This window comes from Cupriavidus sp. IK-TO18 (assembly GCF_015549295.1).
GTDB lineage: Bacteria > Pseudomonadota > Gammaproteobacteria > Burkholderiales > Burkholderiaceae > Cupriavidus > Cupriavidus oxalaticus_A.
Window position 1 is genome coordinate 1 of sequence record NZ_JADGMP010000036.1, and the last position, 17,634, is coordinate 17,634.

Here is a 17,634-nt window from a genome sequence, read left to right on the forward strand (position 1 = left end):
CCCTGCCTAAGCGCTACACCGTCCGGTTCCTCAGAAAGGACCTTAACTGAACGGCATTAGCCCGGTTGGGCGGCTTTCTCGCATTTGCAGCCGGCGCTATCAGACCGCGGCTTCGTCCTGCTCGCCGGTACGAATGCGGATCACGCGTTCGATCTCGGTCACGAAGATCTTGCCGTCGCCGATCTTGCCGGTATGCGCGGCCTTGACGATGGCGTCAAGTACGGTGTCCAGCTGGTTCTCGGCCACCACCACCTCGATCTTGATCTTGGGGAGGAAGTCGACGACGTATTCGGCGCCTCGGTAGAGCTCGGTATGCCCTTTCTGGCGGCCAAATCCCTTCACCTCGGTCACCGTCAGCCCGGTCACGCCGACGTCAGCCAGTGCCTCACGCACCTCGTCGAGCTTGAACGGTTTGATGATGGCGGTAATCTGCTTCATGACTGGCCCCTGGTTATGTTTGTTCACGCGCCTGGCGGCGCACCACCGCGGACGCGGCGCTCTCCGGCTGGCATTTTAACAGCCATTGGCGCCATGCATTCCCCGCAATCCCGCGCCGGGCGCGGCCGGAACGTTCGACAGCGCGCATCGCAGGGCCGCGCGATGCCGCTTGTGCCTGTGGACAACCCTGTGGACAGCCCCCGGGAAATCCTGTGCAGAGCCTGTGCAAACCCTGTGCAAATCACCCGGTCACGCCGTGCTGAGGAAGCGGCGCCGATAGTCCGAAGGCGCCACTCCGACACGACGCAAAAAGGCGCGCCGCAGGTTGTTGGGATCGCCAAGCCGGCCAGGGCAGCCACGCGCTTGAGGGGATGGCGCGAACCTTCATCCGGCGCCTGCTTCCATAGCGTGGGGCCGCCCGCCACCAGCAGCGTGTCGATGTCGTCACTGGCGGTCTCCAGCGTCGCGTCCGGTTCGATGCGCATGCCGCTGGAGGCAGTGAGCATCCCAGGCGCCGGCGCGATGATCTCGAACTGGTACGCATCCGGTTGCCCGGCCTGGCGTGCAAATCCGCCAGCTCGGTATGCCTGCCCGCGCGCTGCAACGCCACCAGCCGGCTGCGCTGGTCACCTATCAGCGCAGCGTCGCCGCCGGCTTCGCGCACCCGGGAGGCAACCCGCTTCAGCAGGAAGCGCTCGCCGATCCACCCCTCCGCGGTTTCCACGGTGGTGTAGGCCAGCACCTCGTATGGTCGCGGCGGCTCGCCCCGCATCCAGATGTCGACGCCGCCGACGTGTTCCCGTGCGCCGCCCTGGCGGTGCCGCAGCAGCGGCTCGCCTTCGTGGCGCCGGATCGGCGCCTGGATGCAGGCCGCGAGACCCACGCAGCACAACAGCAGCAGGGCGGGAACCCTGGCCCGCTTCGTCAAAGTTGGCTTCATCTGATTTCCTCTGCTTCGAATGCAAACGGCGCGCAGTCTAGGCAGGAAATCCGGCGCTGCGTGGCCAGTGGCGGCGAGCGCTTGCCGCCTGACGGCGCTCCCGCAGGAAAATGGCCCGCACAGTGCTGGCCATTTCACTGCTCAGCGACACTGGGGCATCAGTCCGGCACCTTCTCCAGGTCCGCCAGCCACACCGCCGACTCCGAATCGCTCGGCGCGCGCCAGTCGCCGCGCGGCGACAGCGAACCGCCCGACCCCACCTTGGGCGCGTTCGGGATGCAGGACCGCTTGAACTGGCTGGTGCGGAAGAAGCGGTCGAGAAAGATCGCGAGGTTGCGCTTGATCTCTGCTAGCCCGTACTGGTTGCGCGCCACCTCGGGCCCGTACGGCCACACGCCGCGCTCGCGGTCGCCCCAGGCGTGCTGGGCCAGGAAGGCGATCTTGGACGGCGTGAAGCCGAAGCGCAGCGTGTAGTAGAGGTTGAAGTCCTGCAGCTCGTACGGCCCGATGGTGCTTTCGGTCTTCTGCTCCGGGCCATGGTTGCTGTCGCCGGGCACCAGCTCGGGGCTGATGTCGGTATCGAGCACTGCCAGCAGCACGTCCGCCCCACCCTCGCCGATCTGGCCGGTTTCGGCGACCCAGCGCACCAGGTGCGAGATCAGCGTCTTGGGCACGCTGGCGTTGACGTTGTAGTGGGACATGTGGTCGCCCACGCCATAGGTGCACCAGCCCAGCGCCAGCTCGCTCAGGTCGCCGGTGCCGATCACGATCGCGCCCTGGAAATTGGCCAGCCGGAACAGGTGGTTGGTGCGCTCGCCGGCCTGCACGTTCTCGAAGGTCACGTCATAGACCTTCTCGCCGGCGGCGTACGGATGGCCCAGGTCCTTCAGCATGGCCAGGCAGCTGGGACGGATATCGATCTCGGTGGCGCTGCAGCCCACCACCTGCATCAGCTTGCGCGCCTGGTCCAGCGTGCGGTCGCTGGTGGCGAAGCCGGGCATGGTGTAGGCGAGTATATTGGCGCGCGGCAGTCCCAGCCGGTCCATTGCCTTGGCGCAGACCAGCAGCGCGTGCGTCGAATCCAGCCCGCCCGAGACGCCGATCACCACCTTGCTGATCTTGCTGGCCGACAGCCGCTGCACCAGCGCCTGCACCTGGATGTTGTAGACCTCCATGCAGCGCTCGTCGCGCTGGCGCGGATCGGCCGGCACATACGGGAAGCGCGCCACGTTGCGTGCCAGCGGCAGCGACTTCTCGCGCGGCAGGTCGAGCGCGAAGGTGACCACGCGGAACGCTTCCACCTCGGCCTTGTGCCGGCGCACCGAATGGCCGAAGGTGACCTGGTGCATGCGTTCGCGCGACAGGCGCTCGACATCGACGTCGGCGAACAGCAGGTGCGAGTCGTCGGAGAAACGCTCGGATTCGGCCAGCATTTCGCCGTTCTCGTAGATCAATGCCTGCCCGTCCCAGGCCAGGTCGGTGGACGACTCGCCCTTGCCGGCCGAGGTGTACAGGTACGCCGCCAGGCAGCGCGCCGACTGCTGCGACACCAGCTGGTGCCGGTAGCCCGATTTGCCGATCACGATATTCGATGCCGACAGGTTCACCAGCACGGTTGCGCCCGCCATCGCGGCGAACGACGACGGCGGCACCGGCACCCACACGTCTTCGCAGATCTCGGCATGGAAGCGGAAGAACGGCAGCCCTTCGATATCGAACAGCAGCCCGGCGCCGAACGGCACGTCCTGGCCCAGCAGCCGCACGCTGTCGACCGTGGCGCAGTCGGCCGCGCTGAACTGGCGCCCTTCATAGAATTCCCAGTAGTTGGGCAGGAACGACTTTGGCACCACGCCCTGCACACGGCCCGCGGCCACCACCACGGCGCAGTTGAACAGCTGGTGCTGCACGCGCAGCGGCATGCCCACCACCATCGCCAGCGGCAGCTTGCGCGAAGCTTCGACGATGGTGCCGAGCGCCGCCTCGCACGCATCGAGCAGCGTGCGCTGGTGGAACAGGTCGTCGCAGGTGTAGGCCGACAGGCCCAGCTCGGGGAACGCGGCCAGCACCGCGCCGCGCTGCGCAGCCTGCGTGGCCAGCGCCAGCGTCTCGCGCGCATTGAAAGCCGGATCGGCCACGCGGCAGACCGGCACGCCGACCGCCACGCGGGCAAAGCCGTGGGAATAGAGGTTGAAAAACGGAGTCTTCATTTCGGGCCCTGGGGTATGGCAGGCATGGGGCGGGTCATCCGCGCCTGAACCTGGGGGTGACGCATATCCGCCATTCTACGTCGCTACCCGGGGGCGCGCCGCCCGTGCCTTGCCGCAGCGCCTGCACGCCGTTTCCGGTAGACTCGAGCCGCGCCATGCGCCGTCGCGCGCGGCAATCCCGTCTCCACCCCTTCAGCTACAGCCCATGCAGTCGGATTCCGGCGACACGGCGGCCACAGGCAGCCGCGCAGACGACCAGAAGGTCCACCAAGCGGACATTTCGGACTACCAGACGCGCATCGTCTCCGACCTGGCCGAGATCGACCCGGCCGCCTGGGACGCGCTGCTGGCGCGCCAGCCCGAACCCACGCCGTTCCTGCGCCACGCTTTCCTGCATGCGTTGCATGCCAGCGGCAGCGCATGCGCCGAGACCGGCTGGCATCCGCGCTTCCTGACGTTGTGGGCGGGCGACCGGCTGGCCGCGGCAATGCCGCTCTATGCCAAGGCGCATTCGTACGGCGAGTACGTGTTCGACTGGGCCTGGGCCGATGCGTATGCCCGCCACAACATCGAGTACTACCCCAAGTGGCTGTCGGCGATACCGTTCACGCCGGTGCGCGGCGCGCGGCTGCTCGCTGAAGATGCGCAGGCCCGCCGGCTGCTGCTGGAGGTGGCGCTCGCGCTGGCGGCGGAAAGCGGCATGTCGTCGCTGCATGTTCTTTTTCCCGACGAGGCCGAAGCCGGGCTGATGCAGCAGGCCGGCATGCTGATGCGGCACGGCGTGCAGTTCCACTGGACCAATGGCGGCGAAGGTGGCAGCAAGCCCTACGCCAGTTTCGACGACTTCCTCGCCACGCTGTCACAGAAGAAGCGCAAGAACATCCGCGCCGAACGGCGCCAGGTGGCGCAGGCCGGCATCACCTTCCGCCACCTGCGCGGCCACGAGATCGATGAAGAGGCCTGGCGCTTCTTCAACCGCTGCTACCGCCAGACCTATCGCGAGCACCATTCCACGCCCTACCTGAACCTGGACTTCTTCCGGCGCATCGGCGCGGCGATGCCGCAGCACCTGCTGCTGGTGGTGGCCGAGCGCGCGGGCCAGCCGATCGCCTCGTCGCTGCTGGTGTACGACGATGCGCCGCAGGTCAGCACGCTGTACGGCCGCTACTGGGGCGCGCTCGAATACCACCCCTGCCTGCACTTCGAGACCGCGTACTACCAGCCGCTGGAGTTCTGCATCGCCCACGGCATCCGCACCTTCGAAGGCGGCGCGCAGGGCGAGCACAAGATGGCGCGCGGCTTCCTGCCGGTGGCGACGCGCTCGGCGCACTGGCTGGCGCATCCCGACTTTGCCGATGCCGTGGAGCGCTTCCTCGCGCGCGAGCGCCACGGCATCGACGCTTACCTGGACGAACTGGGCGAACGCAATCCCTTTGCCCGTTCCTGAGCCGCCGTGGCGCTCAGCGCCACATGCGCCGCAGCGTGTTGTCGCCCAGCATGTAGTGGTGGAACAGCGAAGCCATCGCATGCAGCCCGATGACGAGGTAGAACGCGGTCCCCAGCGTTTCGTGGACGGCCTTGACCGTGTCCTTCAGCGCGGGGTCCGCCGCCACCAGCGCGGGCACTTCGATCCCCAGCGAAGGCAGCGCCAGCAGGTGCCCGCCGGCATTCATCGCCAGCAGTCCCAGCAGCGGCTGCGCCAGGATGAACAGGTACAGCACCCAGTGCATGGCTTCTCCCGCCAGATGCATCCAGCGCGGGCCGGGTTCCGGCGCCGGTGCGCCGCGCACCAGCCGCCACAGCAGCCGCGGCACCGCCAGAACCAGCACCAGCGCCCCGGCCCATTCATGGATGTCCATGGCCAGCACGCGCGCCGGCGTGCCCTTGTCGAAGTTGCCCTTCAGTTCGATGGCCGCATACGCCAGCGCCACCAGCACGAACACCGCCCAATGGAAGCACACCGCGAGCCGGTCATAGCGGCGCGATGGCGACAACACTTCCGGCAGGCCCTGCATCGGCTTGATGCCCTGAGTAGCGCGGTTCATGGTGGGTTCTCCTTCCTGGTTGACACGGACCGAGCGTAGCGCAAGCGGCACGGACGAGTCCTAACCGCCATCAAGCGACGGGCAACAAAAAACCCCGCCGCGGCGGGGTTTCTTCAGCGACGGTTCAGCTTACTTCTTGTAGTTGGCCACGCCGTCGGTGATTTCCTTGTGGGCTTCCTCGATGCCGGCCCAGCCTTCGACCTTGACCCACTTGCCGGCTTCCAGTGCCTTGTAGTGCTCAAAGAAGTGCTTGATCTGGTCCAGCAGGTTTTGCGGCACGTCCGACAGGCCCTTCATGTAGGCGGTGGCGGGCGACAGCTTGTCCACCGGCACGGCGACCAGCTTGGCGTCCACGCCCGACTCGTCGGTCATCTTCAGCATGCCGAGTGCACGGCAGCGCACCACGGCGCCGGCCAGGATCGGGAACGGGGACAGCACCAGCACGTCCACCGGGTCGCCGTCGCCCGACAGGGTCTGCGGAATGTAGCCGTAGTTGGCCGGATAGCGCATGCCGGTGCCGATGAAGCGGTCCACGAACAGCAGGCCGGTTTCCTTGTCTGCCTCGTACTTCACCGGATCGCTCTGGGCCGAGATCTCGATGATGACGTTGAAATCGTTGGGGATGTCCTTGCCCGGGGTGACGAGGTTGAAGCTCATGCGGTTCTCCAGATGCCTGCGCTGTGTTGTCGGATGGCGGGCATTATAACGGCTCGCGCCTGACCGGTTGCTGACAAGCCAGGCCCGTTCTGACTTCCCTGCCCGCTGCAACGCGTTGCAGCGACGCCCGCGTGCGCGATAATGGCGCATTCTTCAGCCGACACTGAATAGCCGCAGCCTTCGTGCTGCCCCGGAGCCACCCATGCATGCCCAGCACTTTGTTGCCAACCGCCTGATCGCGCCGGACAACGGCCTGCGCATCAAGGTGTTCGACCCGTCCAACGGCGAGCCCTTCGCCGAGATCGCCCGCGGCAACGCCACCGACGTCAACGTTGCGGTCCACGCCGCGCGCCAGGCCGCCGAGGGCGCCTGGGGCCAGATGGCCCCGGCCGAGCGCGTGCGCCTGCTCAACCGCGTCGCCGTGGCGCTGATCGCGCATGAAGAGGAACTGGCCGCGCTGGAAGCGCGCGATACCGGCAAGCCGCTGCGCCAGGCCCGCGCGGACGCCCGCGCGGTGGCGCGCTACTTCGAGTTCTACGCCGGCGCGGTCGACAAGCTGCACGGCCAGACCATCCCCTACAACCCCGGCTACACCGTGCTGACGGTGCGCGAGCCGCACGGCGTGACCGGCCACATCATCCCGTGGAACTACCCGCTGCAGATCTTCGGCCGCAGCGTGGGCGCGGCGCTGGCTGCCGGCAATGCCTGCGTGGTCAAGCCGGCCGAGGACGCCTGCCTGTCGCTGCTGCGCGTGGCCGAGATCGCCGCCGAGGCCGGCCTGCCCGAAGGCGCACTCAATATCATCACCGGCTACGGCCACGAAGCCGGCGCCGCGCTGGCGCGCCATCCCGGCATCCACCACATCTCGTTCACCGGCTCGCCGCAGACCGGCAAGCTGGTGTCGCAGCTGGCCGCCGAGAACCACGTGCCGGTCACGCTGGAACTGGGCGGCAAGTCGCCGCAGATCGTGTTTGCCGATGCCGACATCGATGCGCTGGTGCCGGTGGTGGTCAACGGCATCGTGCAGAACGCCGGCCAGACCTGCTCGGCCGGCAGCCGCCTGCTGGTGGAGCGCCCGGTCTATAACGCGCTGCTCGACCGCATTGCCTCGGTGTTCGAGTCGCTGCGCGTGGGCCCGGCCGAACTCGACCTCGAATGCGGCCCGCTGATCAGCCGCAAGCAGCAGCAGCGCGTGTGGGACTTCGTCTCCGACGCGCAGCACGCCGGCGTGGCGGTGATGGCGCAGGGCCAGATCGTGGCCGAGGCGCCCGAGGCCGGCTACTACCAGGTGCCGATGCTGTTCCGCGATGTGCCGCCCGCGCATCGGCTGGCACAGGAAGAAGTGTTCGGCCCGCTGCTGGCGGCCATGCCCTTCGACACCGAGGCCGAAGCCATCGCGCTGGCCAACGGCACGCCCTACGGCCTGGTCGCCGGCGTCTGGACCCGCGACGGCGGACGCCAGCTGCGCCTGGCGCACAAGCTGCGCGCGGGCCAGGTCTTTATCAACAACTACGGTGCCGGCGGCGGCGTTGAGCTGCCCTTCGGCGGCAGCGGCCAGTCCGGCTACGGCCGCGAAAAGGGCTTCGAGGCGCTGTACGGATTCACCACACTGAAAACCATCGCCATCCAACATGGGTAACATCAACTTCCTTTCCGTCGCATTTGCCATCTTCTTTTTCTGGATGGCGTGGCACGTGCGGAACAAGCGCGCCACCAATCCCTCCGGCATGCCGCGGCTGCAGGTGTTCAAGCGCAAGTGGGGCGATGTGGTGGGCGACCGCGTGCACTGGTGCCTGTATGTGGCGCTGCCGTTTTTGCTGGCGGTGATGATGGTCGCGAATGCGTTGCGCGGGCGGGGGCCGTTTTCGCATTGATATCGCCGCACTGAACGATTCCCCGCACCGATCACCGAAAATCACAACACAAGGAGACAAGCGATGAGACTGGCCAACAAGGTAGCGATCGTCACCGGCGGCGGTTCCGGCTTCGGCGAAGGCATCGCCCATACCTTCGCCCGCGAGGGCGCCAGCGTGCTGGTGGCCGACCTGCGCGAAGACGGCGCCGAGCGCGTGGCCGCGGCGATCCGCGAGGCCGGCGGCCAGGCGCGCGCGGTGCGCGCCGACGTCTCGCGCGGCGACGATACCGAGGCCATGCGCGAGGCCGCGCTGGCCGCCTTCGGCGACGTGCATATCGTCGTCAACAACGCCGGCACCACCCATCGCAACAAGCCCATCCTCGACGTCACCGAGGATGAGTTCGACCGCGTCTATGCGGTCAACGTCAAAAGCATCTACTGGTCGGCGCGCGCCTTCATCCCGCACTTCCGCCAGCGCGGCGGCGGCGTGTTCGTCAATATCGCCTCCACCGCCGGCATCCGCCCGCGGCCTGGGCTGGTCTGGTACAACGGCAGCAAGGGCGCGGTCATCACCGCCAGCAAGGCCATGGCGGCCGAGCTGGGCAAGGACAATATCCGCGTCAACTGCGTCAACCCGGTGATCGGCGCCACCGCGCTGCTTGAAGAATTCATGGGCATGCCCGACACGCCCGAGAACCGCGCGAAGTTCCTCGCCACCATCCCGATGGGGCGCATGTCGACGCCGCAGGACGTGGCCAATGCCTGCCTCTACCTGGCTTCCGACGAAGCCGCCTTCATCACCGGCACCTGCATCGAAGTCGACGGCGGGCGCTGCGTCTGAGCCCTGCTTCACCGGCATTTCCTTGTCGTAACACCGCTGTACCGCGTCGCAAGAACGCAAACATCCTCAGGAGACGGCATGACAACGACCGCAGTAACCCCCGGCGTCGGCGACGCCGCCTTTGAAGATGCCACCTACCGCAAGGTGAGCTGGCGCCTGGTGCCTTTCCTGCTGCTGTGCTACGTGGTGGCCTACCTGGACCGGGTCAACGTCGGCTTCGCCAAGCTGCAGATGCTCAACGACCTGAAATTCAGCGAGACGATCTACGGGCTGGGCGCAGGCATCTTCTTTATCGGCTACTTCCTGTTCGAAGTGCCCAGCAACGTGATCCTGCACAAGGTGGGCGCGCGCATCTGGATCGCGCGCATCATGATCACCTGGGGCGCGATCTCGGCGGCGATGATGTTCGTCACCACGCCGACCATGTTCTACGTGCTGCGCTTCCTGCTTGGCATTGCCGAGGCCGGCTTCTTCCCCGGCATCATCCTGTACCTGACCTACTGGTACCCGGCCAACCGGCGCGGGCGCACCACCACCTTCTTCATGACCGCGATCGCGCTGTCGGGCGTGATCGGCGGCCCGCTGTCGGGGTGGATCATGCAGTCGTTCGACGGCCACAACGGCTGGTCGGGCTGGCAGTGGATGTTCCTGCTGGAAGGCGTGCCGTCGATCCTGGTGGGGCTGTGGGTGCTGGCCTACCTGGATGACCGCATCGCGCACGCCAAGTGGCTGACAGGCGAGGAAAAGGCGCTGCTCGAGCGCAACATCGCCGCTGAAGACGCGCACAAGGAAGACCCGCCGATCCGCACCGTGATGTTCAGCCCGCGCGTCTGGCTGATGAGCGCGATCTACTTCTGCTTCGTCATGGGCCTGTACGGCGTCAGCTTCTGGCTGCCGACCATCATCAAGCAGACCGGCGTGAAGAGCGCGCTCGACATCGGCCTGCTGACCGCGATCCCGTATGGCTGCGCGGTGATCGGCATGGTGCTGGTGGCGCACAGCGCCGACCGCAGCGGCGAACGGCGCTGGCATATCGCAATCCCGGCGCTGCTCGGCGCGTTCGGCCTGCTGCTGTCGGTGCATTGGGCCACCGATACCACGCTGGCCATGTTCGCGCTGACGCTGGCCACCATCGGCATCCTGACCACGTTGCCGCTGTTCTGGAGCCTGCCCACGTCGTTCCTGGCCGGCACCGGCGCGGCCGCGGGCATTGCGCTGATCAACTCGCTGGGCAACCTCGCCGGCTTTCTCAGCCCGTATGCGGTGGGCTGGCTCAAGGACCTGACCAGGAGCACGGACTCCGGCATGTACCTGCTGGCCGCGTGCCTGGTGGTAGGCGCGGCGCTGACGCTGTCGGTCCCGGCCCGGCTGGTGAGCCGCAGGTAAGCAAGCGCGTCGCGGGTAGCCTGCAACGGCGCTTTCCGGCAAGGAAAGCGCCGTTTTTTCATGGGATCTGCGCAAGTGCCTGGCGCGGCGCTCGTGCGGCGACAATGCGCCATCCGCTGACGCCGATGTAGGACCACACCCGGCAGTGTGGTCCCGGCTTGCGCCCTAGCATGGAAAGGAAGACACCCGGAGTGATCCACACGGGGTCCTCCGGGCATGTGAATCCTTAAGATTGCCAAGGAGGCCACGATGCCGCACCTGCCCCCGTTTGCCCCTACCCAGTCACTGAAGCGCGTCGAAGCGCGGCTCGCACGCCGCACTCGCGTCAAGCGCCTTGTGATCGCGCTAAGCGCCGGCGTGGTCGCGCTGCTGGCCCTTGTCCCGGCGGCCAGCCATGCCCAGGCACCCGTGGTCGAAGCCGCGCCCGCATCCGCCACGCCTGCGCCAGCTCCGGCAGCTACTGCTCCGGCACCGGCTGCTCCGGCAGCGACCGCCCCTGCCCCGGCTGGTGCCATCGCGCCAACGCCGGGCGTGAGCCCGCCCGCGACGCAGCAGCCCACCACCATGCCGCCGCCAGTGGCCCAGCCTGCGCCGCCGGCACCGGCACCGGGTACTGCAGCCCCGCCGCCAACGGCCTCGCCGGCACCGGCACCGGGCGGCGCCGCACCTGCCGTGCCCGCTCCGCCGCCGACCGCGGCCCAGCCACGCCCGCCGCTGACCACGCCGCCGCCTCCGCCGCCACGGGACGCCATGGTGCAGCGTACCGCGGGACCGGTGACCTATATCTGCGGCGGCGTCGCCGAGGACGAGCAGGTCGCGCTGCAACGGCTGGCACGCAACTTCAACATGAGCCTGCTGTTTACCCAGGGCGATCGCGGCGAGTACCTGTCCGATGTCGACGTGAAGCTGATGCGCGGCAACAAGGAAGTGGCGAGCTTTGTCGCCGACGGGCCGCGCTGCCTGCTGAGGGCGCCGAGCGGCACGTACAGCGTGCGGGCGACTTACCAGGGCCGTACCAAGACGGCCACGGTGAGCACCGGCGGGCGCAACAACCAGATGCGCTGGTAGGTTTCAGGGTGGCAGCGCCGCGACGCGGCGTTGTTGGAGGAGAGGAACAGCGCGGCGTCTTGCGATGCCGCGCTTTTTCTTTTGGCGGGATGCTTTTTGCCGAATGCCTTACGCAAACTGACGGTGGTCTCCCTCTCCCGCAAGCGGGAGAAGGGAGCAAACACTCAGGCGGGCGGCCCCTCGCCCAGCATCTGCGCCACCGATGCCGCCGTCCCCGCAGCGCGCGCGCCCAGCAGGCGCTGCAGCGTGGCCAGCAGGTGGTCTTCGTTATACGGCTTGCCGAGGTAGACGTTGACGCCGATCTCCTCCGCATAGCGGCGATGCTTGTCCGCCGTGCGCGAGGTGATCATCACCAGCGGCATGTGCGCGGTACGCGAGTCGGACCGCACGTTACGGGTCAGGTCAAAGCCGTCCATGTTCGGCATCTCGATGTCCACCAGCATCGCATCCGGCATCACGTCCTGCAGCTGCTTGAGCGCATCCACGCCGTCGCGCGCCAGCACCACCTGGTAGCCGGCGCGGCCGAGCAGACGCTGGGTCGCCTTGCGCACGGTCAGCGAATCGTCAACCACCATCACCGTGGGCTGCAGCGCCAGGCCCCGCACCGGCGCGGCGCTGCCGTCGCCGGCCAGTTCGGCGACCGCGCCCAGCGGCCCGGCCACCGGTTGCGCCAACTGCGGCGCCAACTCCGGCGCGGACTCCGCGGGAACCACCTGCTGCGGCGCGGGCTGGCCGCGCTCGCGCAGCAGCCGCTGCGCCAGCACCACCGGGTTGTAGATCAGCACGATCTCGCCGTCGCCGAGCGTGGTCGCGCCGGCAATGCCTTCCAGCCGCGCCAGCTGCGGCCCGATGTGCTTGACCACCACTTCGCGGTTGCCGACCACCTCGTCCACGTGCACGGCGACACGTTCGGCGCCGCTGCGCACCAGCACCACCGGCGAGTACTTGCGGCCGGCTGCCACGCCGTTGCCCTCTTCCAGCAGCGCGCCGAAATAGAAGAACGGCACCTCGGCGCCGGCCACGGCGAAGCGTCCCTGGTTGTAGGCCTCCACCAGCGCCGGCGCGCGCAGCTGCTGCACCTGGTCGATCATGCCGCTGGGTACGGCATAGCGCCGCGCGCCCAGCGAGAACACCAGCACCTGCGTGATGGCCGTGGTCAGCGGCAGGTGCACGGTGAAGGTGGTGCCCTGCCCGGCCTTCGAGGCCAGCGTGATGCGGCCGCCCAGCGCCACGGTCTCGGCGCGCACCACGTCCATGCCGACGCCGCGCCCGGCCAGCTCGGAAACCGTGTCCGCCGTGGAAAAGCCGGGGGTGAAGATCATCTCGGTCAGGCGTGCCTCGCCGGCGTCGTCGTCCGGCGCGAGCAGGCGGCGCTCGACCGCGCGCGCACGGATGCGCGCCAGGTCCAGCCCGTTGCCGTCGTCGACGAAGTGCAGCACCACTTCGTTGCCTTCCTGCTGCACCTCGAGCGTCAGCGCGCCCGTGGCGGGCTTGGCGGCGGCGCGGCGTTGCGGCGCGGGCTCGATCCCGTGCACCACCGCGTTGCGGATCAGGTGTTCGATCGGGCCGGCCATGCGGTCCAGCACGGAGCGGTCGATCTCCACCGTGCCGCCCTTGATCAGCAGCCGCACTTCCTTGCCGGTCTCCGCGGCGGCCTGGCGCGCCACGCGGTACAGGCGCTCGGCCAGCGCGTCGAACTGCACCATGCGCGCCTGCATCAGGCTGCGCTGCAGCCCGCGCGTCAGCCGCGCCTGTGCGGCCAGGTCGCCGGCGGCGCGGTCGAAGCCGCGCTGCAGGTTCTGCTCGACGGTGGCCACGTCGTTGACCGATTCGGCCATCATCCGCGTCAGTTCCTGGAAGCGGGTGAAGCGGTCGAACTCGAGCGGGTCGAACTCCTGCTTGTGCTGCGCGTCGGCGATGCGCGACGCCATCTGCGATTCGGCCTGGATCTCGATCTCGCGCAACTGGCCGCGCAGGCGCGCCACGTTGTCGTTGAGTTCGCCCAGGTAGGTGCGCATCGCGTCGAGTTCGCTGTCGAGCCGCGCGCGCGTCGCGCCGACTTCACCCGCCTCGTTGATCAGCGTATCGAGCGCGCGCGCCTGCACGCGCACCAGCGCACGCTGCGGCTCGGCGGCCGGCGTGGGCCCGGTGGGCGGCATCGGCACCATCACGTCCGCGGGCCCGGGCATGACCGGCAGCATGGAGCCCGCACCGGCAACGTCGGCGGCAGGATCCAGGGCCGCTTCAGGGTGCGCTTCGGCAGCGGGTTCCGCCTCATCCTGCGGCGACACGCTGAGGCCGTTGATCACATCGGGGTCGTCGACGGGCAGCAGGCGTCCGGCCTGCAGCGCTTCGGCGTGCGCGAGGATGCGGTCGTACCAGGCGTAGAGGCGCGCGAACAGCTGCGGCCCGGCGCCCTGCCCGGCCTGCGCGCGCAGGCTGGCATCGAGCAGCGTCTCCATCTCGTGCGCGGCCTGGCCCAGCGCCATCGCGCCCGCCATGCGCGCACTGCCCTTGAGCGTATGCAACGCGCGCAGCACCAGTCCGCCGTGGCGCGTGTCCGCCGGCGCCGCTTCCCAGGTGCGCACCAGCTTGCCGAGTTCGGGCAGCGTGCCCTGGGCTTCCTCGAGGAATATCTGGACCAGCGCCGGGTCAGGCGCGGCGTCAGACGCGCGGGCCGCAGCGTCGCCGGCCGCCACCGCGACCGGCGGCCGGTGCGAAGTCGGCAGCGCGATCACCACGGCATCATGCTGCGCAGGCGGCGCGGGCTGGGCCGGCGCAGGCGCGGGCTCAGCCACCAGCGGCACTTCGTCGTCCCCGTGCGGCGGCTGGCCATAAAGCTGCGCCATGTCATCCACCGGCGCGGACGCTGCGGGCACGGCCACGCGCGGGCGCAGCAAGGCGCGTTCGCCGAATTCCACCAGGCTGCGGCGCAGGCCGGCGTCGGCTTGCGGCCACACGCCGGCGGCAAACTGGTGCAGCATGCCGCGCAGCCGTTCAACCGCCTGCTCCAGCAGGCGGAAGTCGCCCGGATGCATCGCCACCGGGTGCGAGCCCAGCTGCAGCAGCAGTCCTTCCAGCGCTTCGGCGATCTCGCGCACCGGCTCCAGCCCCACGGTCGAGGCACTGCCCTGCAGCGTGTGCGCCACGCGCAGCGCCAGTTCGCTCGGGCACGGATGGTCCTCGTGGCGCCATTCGGAGACATCGGTGGCGAACTGGCGCAGCAGGTCGTCGGCCTCTTGCAGGTAGACGTTGTAGAGCGCCAGGCCGATGCGCACCGGGCCGATGACCTTGTAGTTGTCCTCGTCGCTGGACAAGCCGCCGGCCAGGCGGAACGGAATGACGTTGTCGTCGTCGGCGGGCGTGTCCTGCGGTGCCGCCGCGCCCGGCTGGCTGTCGTCCGCGGACGCTGCGCGCGGAGCTCCTTCGGGGATGGAGGGCTCGGCTGGCACCGCCTCGTCGGCCGTCGCCAGGCCGCCGTCGCGCACCGCCTCGGCGGTCGCCACCAGCGGCGCGATGTCGTGCGCCGCAGCTGCATCGCGGTGCAGCTGTGCCACCCACACCGAGAGCTCGGCGTGCGCGCGGCGCAGCAGCGACAGCAGCGCCGGCGCCGGCGCGCGCGCCTCGGCGATCCACAGGTTCATCACCTGCTCCACCGCCCAGGCGGCTTCGCCGTAGCGATGCAGCCCGACCATGCGGCTCGAGCCCTTGAGCGTATGGAAGGCGCGCCGCACGCGGCTGAGCGTGTCGGCATCGCCCAAGGCATCGACACCTGCGTTGAGGTCGCCGGCAATACCGCCCAGTACCTCGTCGGCTTCGTTCAGGAAGATGTCGAGCAGCTCGGCATCGACCGCCGCGCTGTCGCCGGCGGCGGGCAGGGCCGGCTCTGCGGCAGCGGCAGGCAGGGGCGCGGGTTCGGGTTCGCCCGCGGCATCTGCCAGCGCCAGCATCAGGCGGCCGGCGGCATCGTCGCTGCCAGCCAGCCAGGCATTGCATTGGGTGGTGGCATCGGCGGCGCGGCGCCGCAGCGGCGCATTGTCGTCGATCGCGGCCTGGTCTGCCAGTGCCTGCAGCGCGGCACGCAGCCGCTGCACCTGCGGTGCGTCGGGCATGGGGCCGGCGTGCAGCGCTTCGGCCGCGGCGTCGCGCGCGGCAGCGAGCGGATGCTGGAAAGCGCGCCCGTCATCGGCGGCTGCGACTTCGGCGGGGATGTCTTGACGGCGGGCGCGGCCGAATTCAAGCGCATCGGCAAAGGCATGGACGGTGCCCAGCTCTGCCGCCACGGCGGCGAGCAGTTCGGTGCGCAAGGCGGCATCGGAAGCGTGGGAGGCATCGCCAACCGCGGCCAGCCGCTCATTGACAGCCTGCACCGCAGCCATGGCCCTGCCCGCGTCGCCGGTCAGCGCGGCCGGTAGCGCCGGCGACGCCTGCAGCCGCTCCAGCGTGTTGCCCAGCGCCGCGAACGCCTGGCGCGCATCGCGCAGGTGGCCGGCGCCGTCGGCACGCGCGGCGTTGCGGTCATAGCTGTCCAGCCACGATTCGCCGCTGTCGAGGTGCGCGCGCAGCTGCGCCACGGCCTCGCCGCGCAGCGCCTGCGCGCGCGCATCGTCGACCATGCTGGCCAGCCACGCCGGCGCGCCCACGGCGGGATCCGACAGCGACTGGTGCAGGCAGTCGGCCAGTGCCTCGCACTGCGCGGCAAAGCGCGCCGCGGCGGGATGGGCGGATTGTCCGTGCACGCGCCACGGCAAGGCGAGCGCACGCGCCAGGAACAACGCGATGCCGGTGGCGCCCAGCGCTGCGGCACGGCTACGCTCCCAGTCGGGCCCCGCGGCCGACACCGCCGCCTGCGACAGGCAGCGCTGCAGCGGCGGCTGTCCCAGCGGCTGCGCGGCTTCGGCGAGCGCCGCCAGCGCGGTTTCCCAGCCGGCCTGGTCGCCGGCAGCGGCCTGCTCCAGCCCCGCGGCGGCCTGCTGCAGGTTGCGCGTATCGATCGGGTCGAGCCAGCCGTAGTAGCGCAGCCGGAAGTCGGCATCGGCCACCGCGTGCGCGGCGTCGAGCCGGAAGGCCGCCAGCGTACGGGCGATGACGCTGCGCGCGGCAGCCGCGCCATCGGCCTGGACCGCGTCTGCGGCAGCCGTTTTCGCCAGCCCCGTGCACACCAGCAGGAACACGGCATCGTTCAGCAGCGCCTGCGGCACGCGCACATGCCCTTGCTGGTACTGGCGCAGCAGCAGGTTGGCACGCCCGGCAAAGCGCTTGGCCAGCAGGTCGGACGGCAGCAGTCCATATGCAAGCGCGCGGAACACCAGCCCCAGCACATGCCACACGTCGCGGTCCGGGTGGTCGGCGGCGCGGCGCGGCTCCTGCTCGTTGGCGCGCACTTCATCCAGCGCCGCATGCAGTGGCAGCCAGGCCTCGCGCAGCAGGGCCGGGTCCTGGCACGCGGCGGGCAGGCGCATGGCCTTCAGCAGCGTGGCCTCGAACTGCTGGCGCGCGCGCGTGATGGCGGCGGGGCTGCGCGCCGGCAGCAGCATGCCGGGCAGCATCTGCAGCTCGTCGAGCCACAGGTCGGCCGGATGCACGCGCTCCTCGCGCAGTTGCGCCAGCACGCCGGCGTAGGGCTGGAACAGCCGCAGCGGGGCCTCGTCGTCGCCGGCCATCAGGTCGTCGACATATTCGGCCAGTGCCTGCACGCCGGCGCGGAACACCGCCAGCGCCTGCGCATCGGCGGCAAGCTGGCCGGCATCGATGGCCTCGAGCAGGCGCCGCAGCGCCTGGCAGTACGGATCGGTGCCGCGCAGTCCGACGATATGCACCGCCCCGGCCGCCTGGTGCAGGTGCTGGCCGGCGAGCCGCAGCGAGGTGGTATCGCGCGCGCCCAGCGCCTCGGGCGCCTGGCGGATTTCATCGACGTAGTGGCCCAGCTCCGCGGCCGCGTCTTCGAGCGCGCCGCGCAGGCTCGGCGCGAGCCACGCCAACCCGGACAGGTCGCGCGCCGCGCCGCCGGCGTCGGCCGGCGCGGCAGTGGTGGCCGATGCGGGCAGCGGCGCCGCTTCCGGTTCGGGCATGGCGGGCGCCGGCAGCGATGCGTTGGCATCGGCCGCTTCGCTCGGGAGGGGAAAATTCATGGACATGACGGCTTCCAGTGCGGCGCCGCCAGGGCGGCCGCGGGCGGCCCGCCGCGGCGGCAGGCA

General features: G+C 69.5%; 12 protein-coding genes. 6 read left to right on the top strand and 6 right to left on the bottom strand.

Annotation, left to right across the window (positions count from 1 at the left end):
• Nucleotides 1-99: 99 nt before the first annotated feature.
• The 3 genes from glnK to IPF36_RS28510 all read right to left on the bottom strand — a co-directional run bounded on the left by glnK (nucleotide 100) and on the right by IPF36_RS28510 (nucleotide 3,585).
• Entirely contained in the window at nucleotides 100-438 is a 339-nt protein-coding gene (glnK, locus tag IPF36_RS28500; RefSeq protein WP_006162803.1) for a P-II family nitrogen regulator, read from the bottom strand.
• A 241-nt stretch (nucleotides 439-679) separates the two neighbouring features.
• Nucleotides 680-1,378: a hypothetical protein gene (locus IPF36_RS28505; RefSeq protein WP_195431648.1), complete on the bottom strand. Its 699-nt coding sequence runs from the start codon at nucleotides 1,376-1,378 to the stop codon at nucleotides 680-682.
• 158 nt (nucleotides 1,379-1,536) lie between these two features.
• Nucleotides 1,537-3,585: an NAD(+) synthase gene (locus IPF36_RS28510; protein WP_195431649.1), complete on the bottom strand. Its 2,049-nt coding sequence runs from the start codon at nucleotides 3,583-3,585 to the stop codon at nucleotides 1,537-1,539.
• A 205-nt stretch (nucleotides 3,586-3,790) separates the two neighbouring features.
• Here IPF36_RS28510 and IPF36_RS28515 point away from each other — a divergent pair, with 205 nt between their 5' ends.
• Entirely contained in the window at nucleotides 3,791-5,032 is a 1,242-nt protein-coding gene (locus tag IPF36_RS28515) for a GNAT family N-acetyltransferase (RefSeq protein WP_135704739.1), read from the top strand.
• Between the two features lie 13 nt (nucleotides 5,033-5,045).
• On the opposite strand, the gene IPF36_RS28520 is transcribed toward IPF36_RS28515, so the two are convergent.
• Complete coding sequence (locus tag IPF36_RS28520; RefSeq protein WP_195431768.1) at nucleotides 5,046-5,600, bottom strand: cytochrome b; 555 nt, start codon at nucleotides 5,598-5,600, stop codon at nucleotides 5,046-5,048.
• 159 nt (nucleotides 5,601-5,759) lie between these two features.
• Nucleotides 5,760-6,287 (bottom strand): inorganic diphosphatase, encoded by a 528-nt coding sequence (gene ppa, locus IPF36_RS28525; protein ID WP_029045751.1) that lies wholly within the window; start codon nucleotides 6,285-6,287, stop codon nucleotides 5,760-5,762.
• A gap of 202 nt (nucleotides 6,288-6,489) precedes the next feature.
• Here ppa and IPF36_RS28530 point away from each other — a divergent pair, with 202 nt between their 5' ends.
• The 5 genes from IPF36_RS28530 (at nucleotide 6,490) to IPF36_RS28550 (ending at nucleotide 11,437) form a co-directional block, all read left to right on the top strand.
• Nucleotides 6,490-7,926 carry an aldehyde dehydrogenase family protein gene (locus tag IPF36_RS28530; protein WP_135704737.1) on the top strand — a complete coding sequence of 479 codons (1,437 nt, stop codon included), beginning with the start codon at nucleotides 6,490-6,492 and terminating at the stop codon, nucleotides 7,924-7,926.
• Nucleotides 7,919-8,161 (top strand): hypothetical protein, encoded by a 243-nt coding sequence (locus IPF36_RS28535; protein ID WP_133093973.1) that lies wholly within the window; start codon nucleotides 7,919-7,921, stop codon nucleotides 8,159-8,161. The genes IPF36_RS28530 and IPF36_RS28535 overlap by 8 nt, the downstream gene beginning before the upstream one ends.
• Before the next feature lie 63 nt (nucleotides 8,162-8,224).
• The gene (locus IPF36_RS28540; protein WP_133093972.1) at nucleotides 8,225-8,983 is read left to right on the top strand and encodes an SDR family oxidoreductase; all 759 of its coding nucleotides are present in this window, start codon (nucleotides 8,225-8,227) and stop codon (nucleotides 8,981-8,983) included.
• A 78-nt stretch (nucleotides 8,984-9,061) separates the two neighbouring features.
• Nucleotides 9,062-10,369 carry an MFS transporter gene (locus IPF36_RS28545; RefSeq protein ID WP_133093971.1) on the top strand — a complete coding sequence of 436 codons (1,308 nt, stop codon included), beginning with the start codon at nucleotides 9,062-9,064 and terminating at the stop codon, nucleotides 10,367-10,369.
• Between the two features lie 249 nt (nucleotides 10,370-10,618).
• Complete coding sequence (locus IPF36_RS28550) at nucleotides 10,619-11,437, top strand: hypothetical protein (protein ID WP_135704735.1); 819 nt, start codon at nucleotides 10,619-10,621, stop codon at nucleotides 11,435-11,437.
• A gap of 164 nt (nucleotides 11,438-11,601) precedes the next feature.
• Here IPF36_RS28550 and IPF36_RS28555 read toward each other — a convergent pair whose 3' ends face one another.
• Nucleotides 11,602-17,574 (bottom strand): Hpt domain-containing protein, encoded by a 5,973-nt coding sequence (locus IPF36_RS28555; RefSeq protein WP_195431650.1) that lies wholly within the window; start codon nucleotides 17,572-17,574, stop codon nucleotides 11,602-11,604.
• Nucleotides 17,575-17,634: the final 60 nt, after the last annotated feature.

Excerpts from the sequence above, each read along its gene's own strand:
- IPF36_RS28505 (WP_195431648.1), bottom strand. The coding sequence starts at position 1,378 with ATGAAGCCAACTTTGACGAAGCGGGCCAGGGTTCCCGCCCTGCTGCTG.
- ppa (WP_029045751.1), bottom strand. The coding sequence starts at position 6,287 with ATGAGCTTCAACCTCGTCACCCCGGGCAAGGACATCCCCAACGATTTC.
- IPF36_RS28550 (WP_135704735.1), top strand. The coding sequence starts at position 10,619 with ATGCCGCACCTGCCCCCGTTTGCCCCTACCCAGTCACTGAAGCGCGTC.
- IPF36_RS28510 (WP_195431649.1), bottom strand. The coding sequence starts at position 3,585 with ATGAAGACTCCGTTTTTCAACCTCTATTCCCACGGCTTTGCCCGCGTG.
- IPF36_RS28530 (WP_135704737.1), top strand. The coding sequence starts at position 6,490 with ATGCATGCCCAGCACTTTGTTGCCAACCGCCTGATCGCGCCGGACAAC.
- IPF36_RS28535 (WP_133093973.1), top strand. The coding sequence starts at position 7,919 with ATGGGTAACATCAACTTCCTTTCCGTCGCATTTGCCATCTTCTTTTTC.
- IPF36_RS28555 (WP_195431650.1), bottom strand. The coding sequence starts at position 17,574 with ATGTCCATGAATTTTCCCCTCCCGAGCGAAGCGGCCGATGCCAACGCA.
- IPF36_RS28515 (WP_135704739.1), top strand. The coding sequence starts at position 3,791 with ATGCAGTCGGATTCCGGCGACACGGCGGCCACAGGCAGCCGCGCAGAC.
- glnK (WP_006162803.1), bottom strand. The coding sequence starts at position 438 with ATGAAGCAGATTACCGCCATCATCAAACCGTTCAAGCTCGACGAGGTG.
- IPF36_RS28540 (WP_133093972.1), top strand. The coding sequence starts at position 8,225 with ATGAGACTGGCCAACAAGGTAGCGATCGTCACCGGCGGCGGTTCCGGC.
- IPF36_RS28520 (WP_195431768.1), bottom strand. The coding sequence starts at position 5,600 with ATGCAGGGCCTGCCGGAAGTGTTGTCGCCATCGCGCCGCTATGACCGG.
- IPF36_RS28545 (WP_133093971.1), top strand. The coding sequence starts at position 9,062 with ATGACAACGACCGCAGTAACCCCCGGCGTCGGCGACGCCGCCTTTGAA.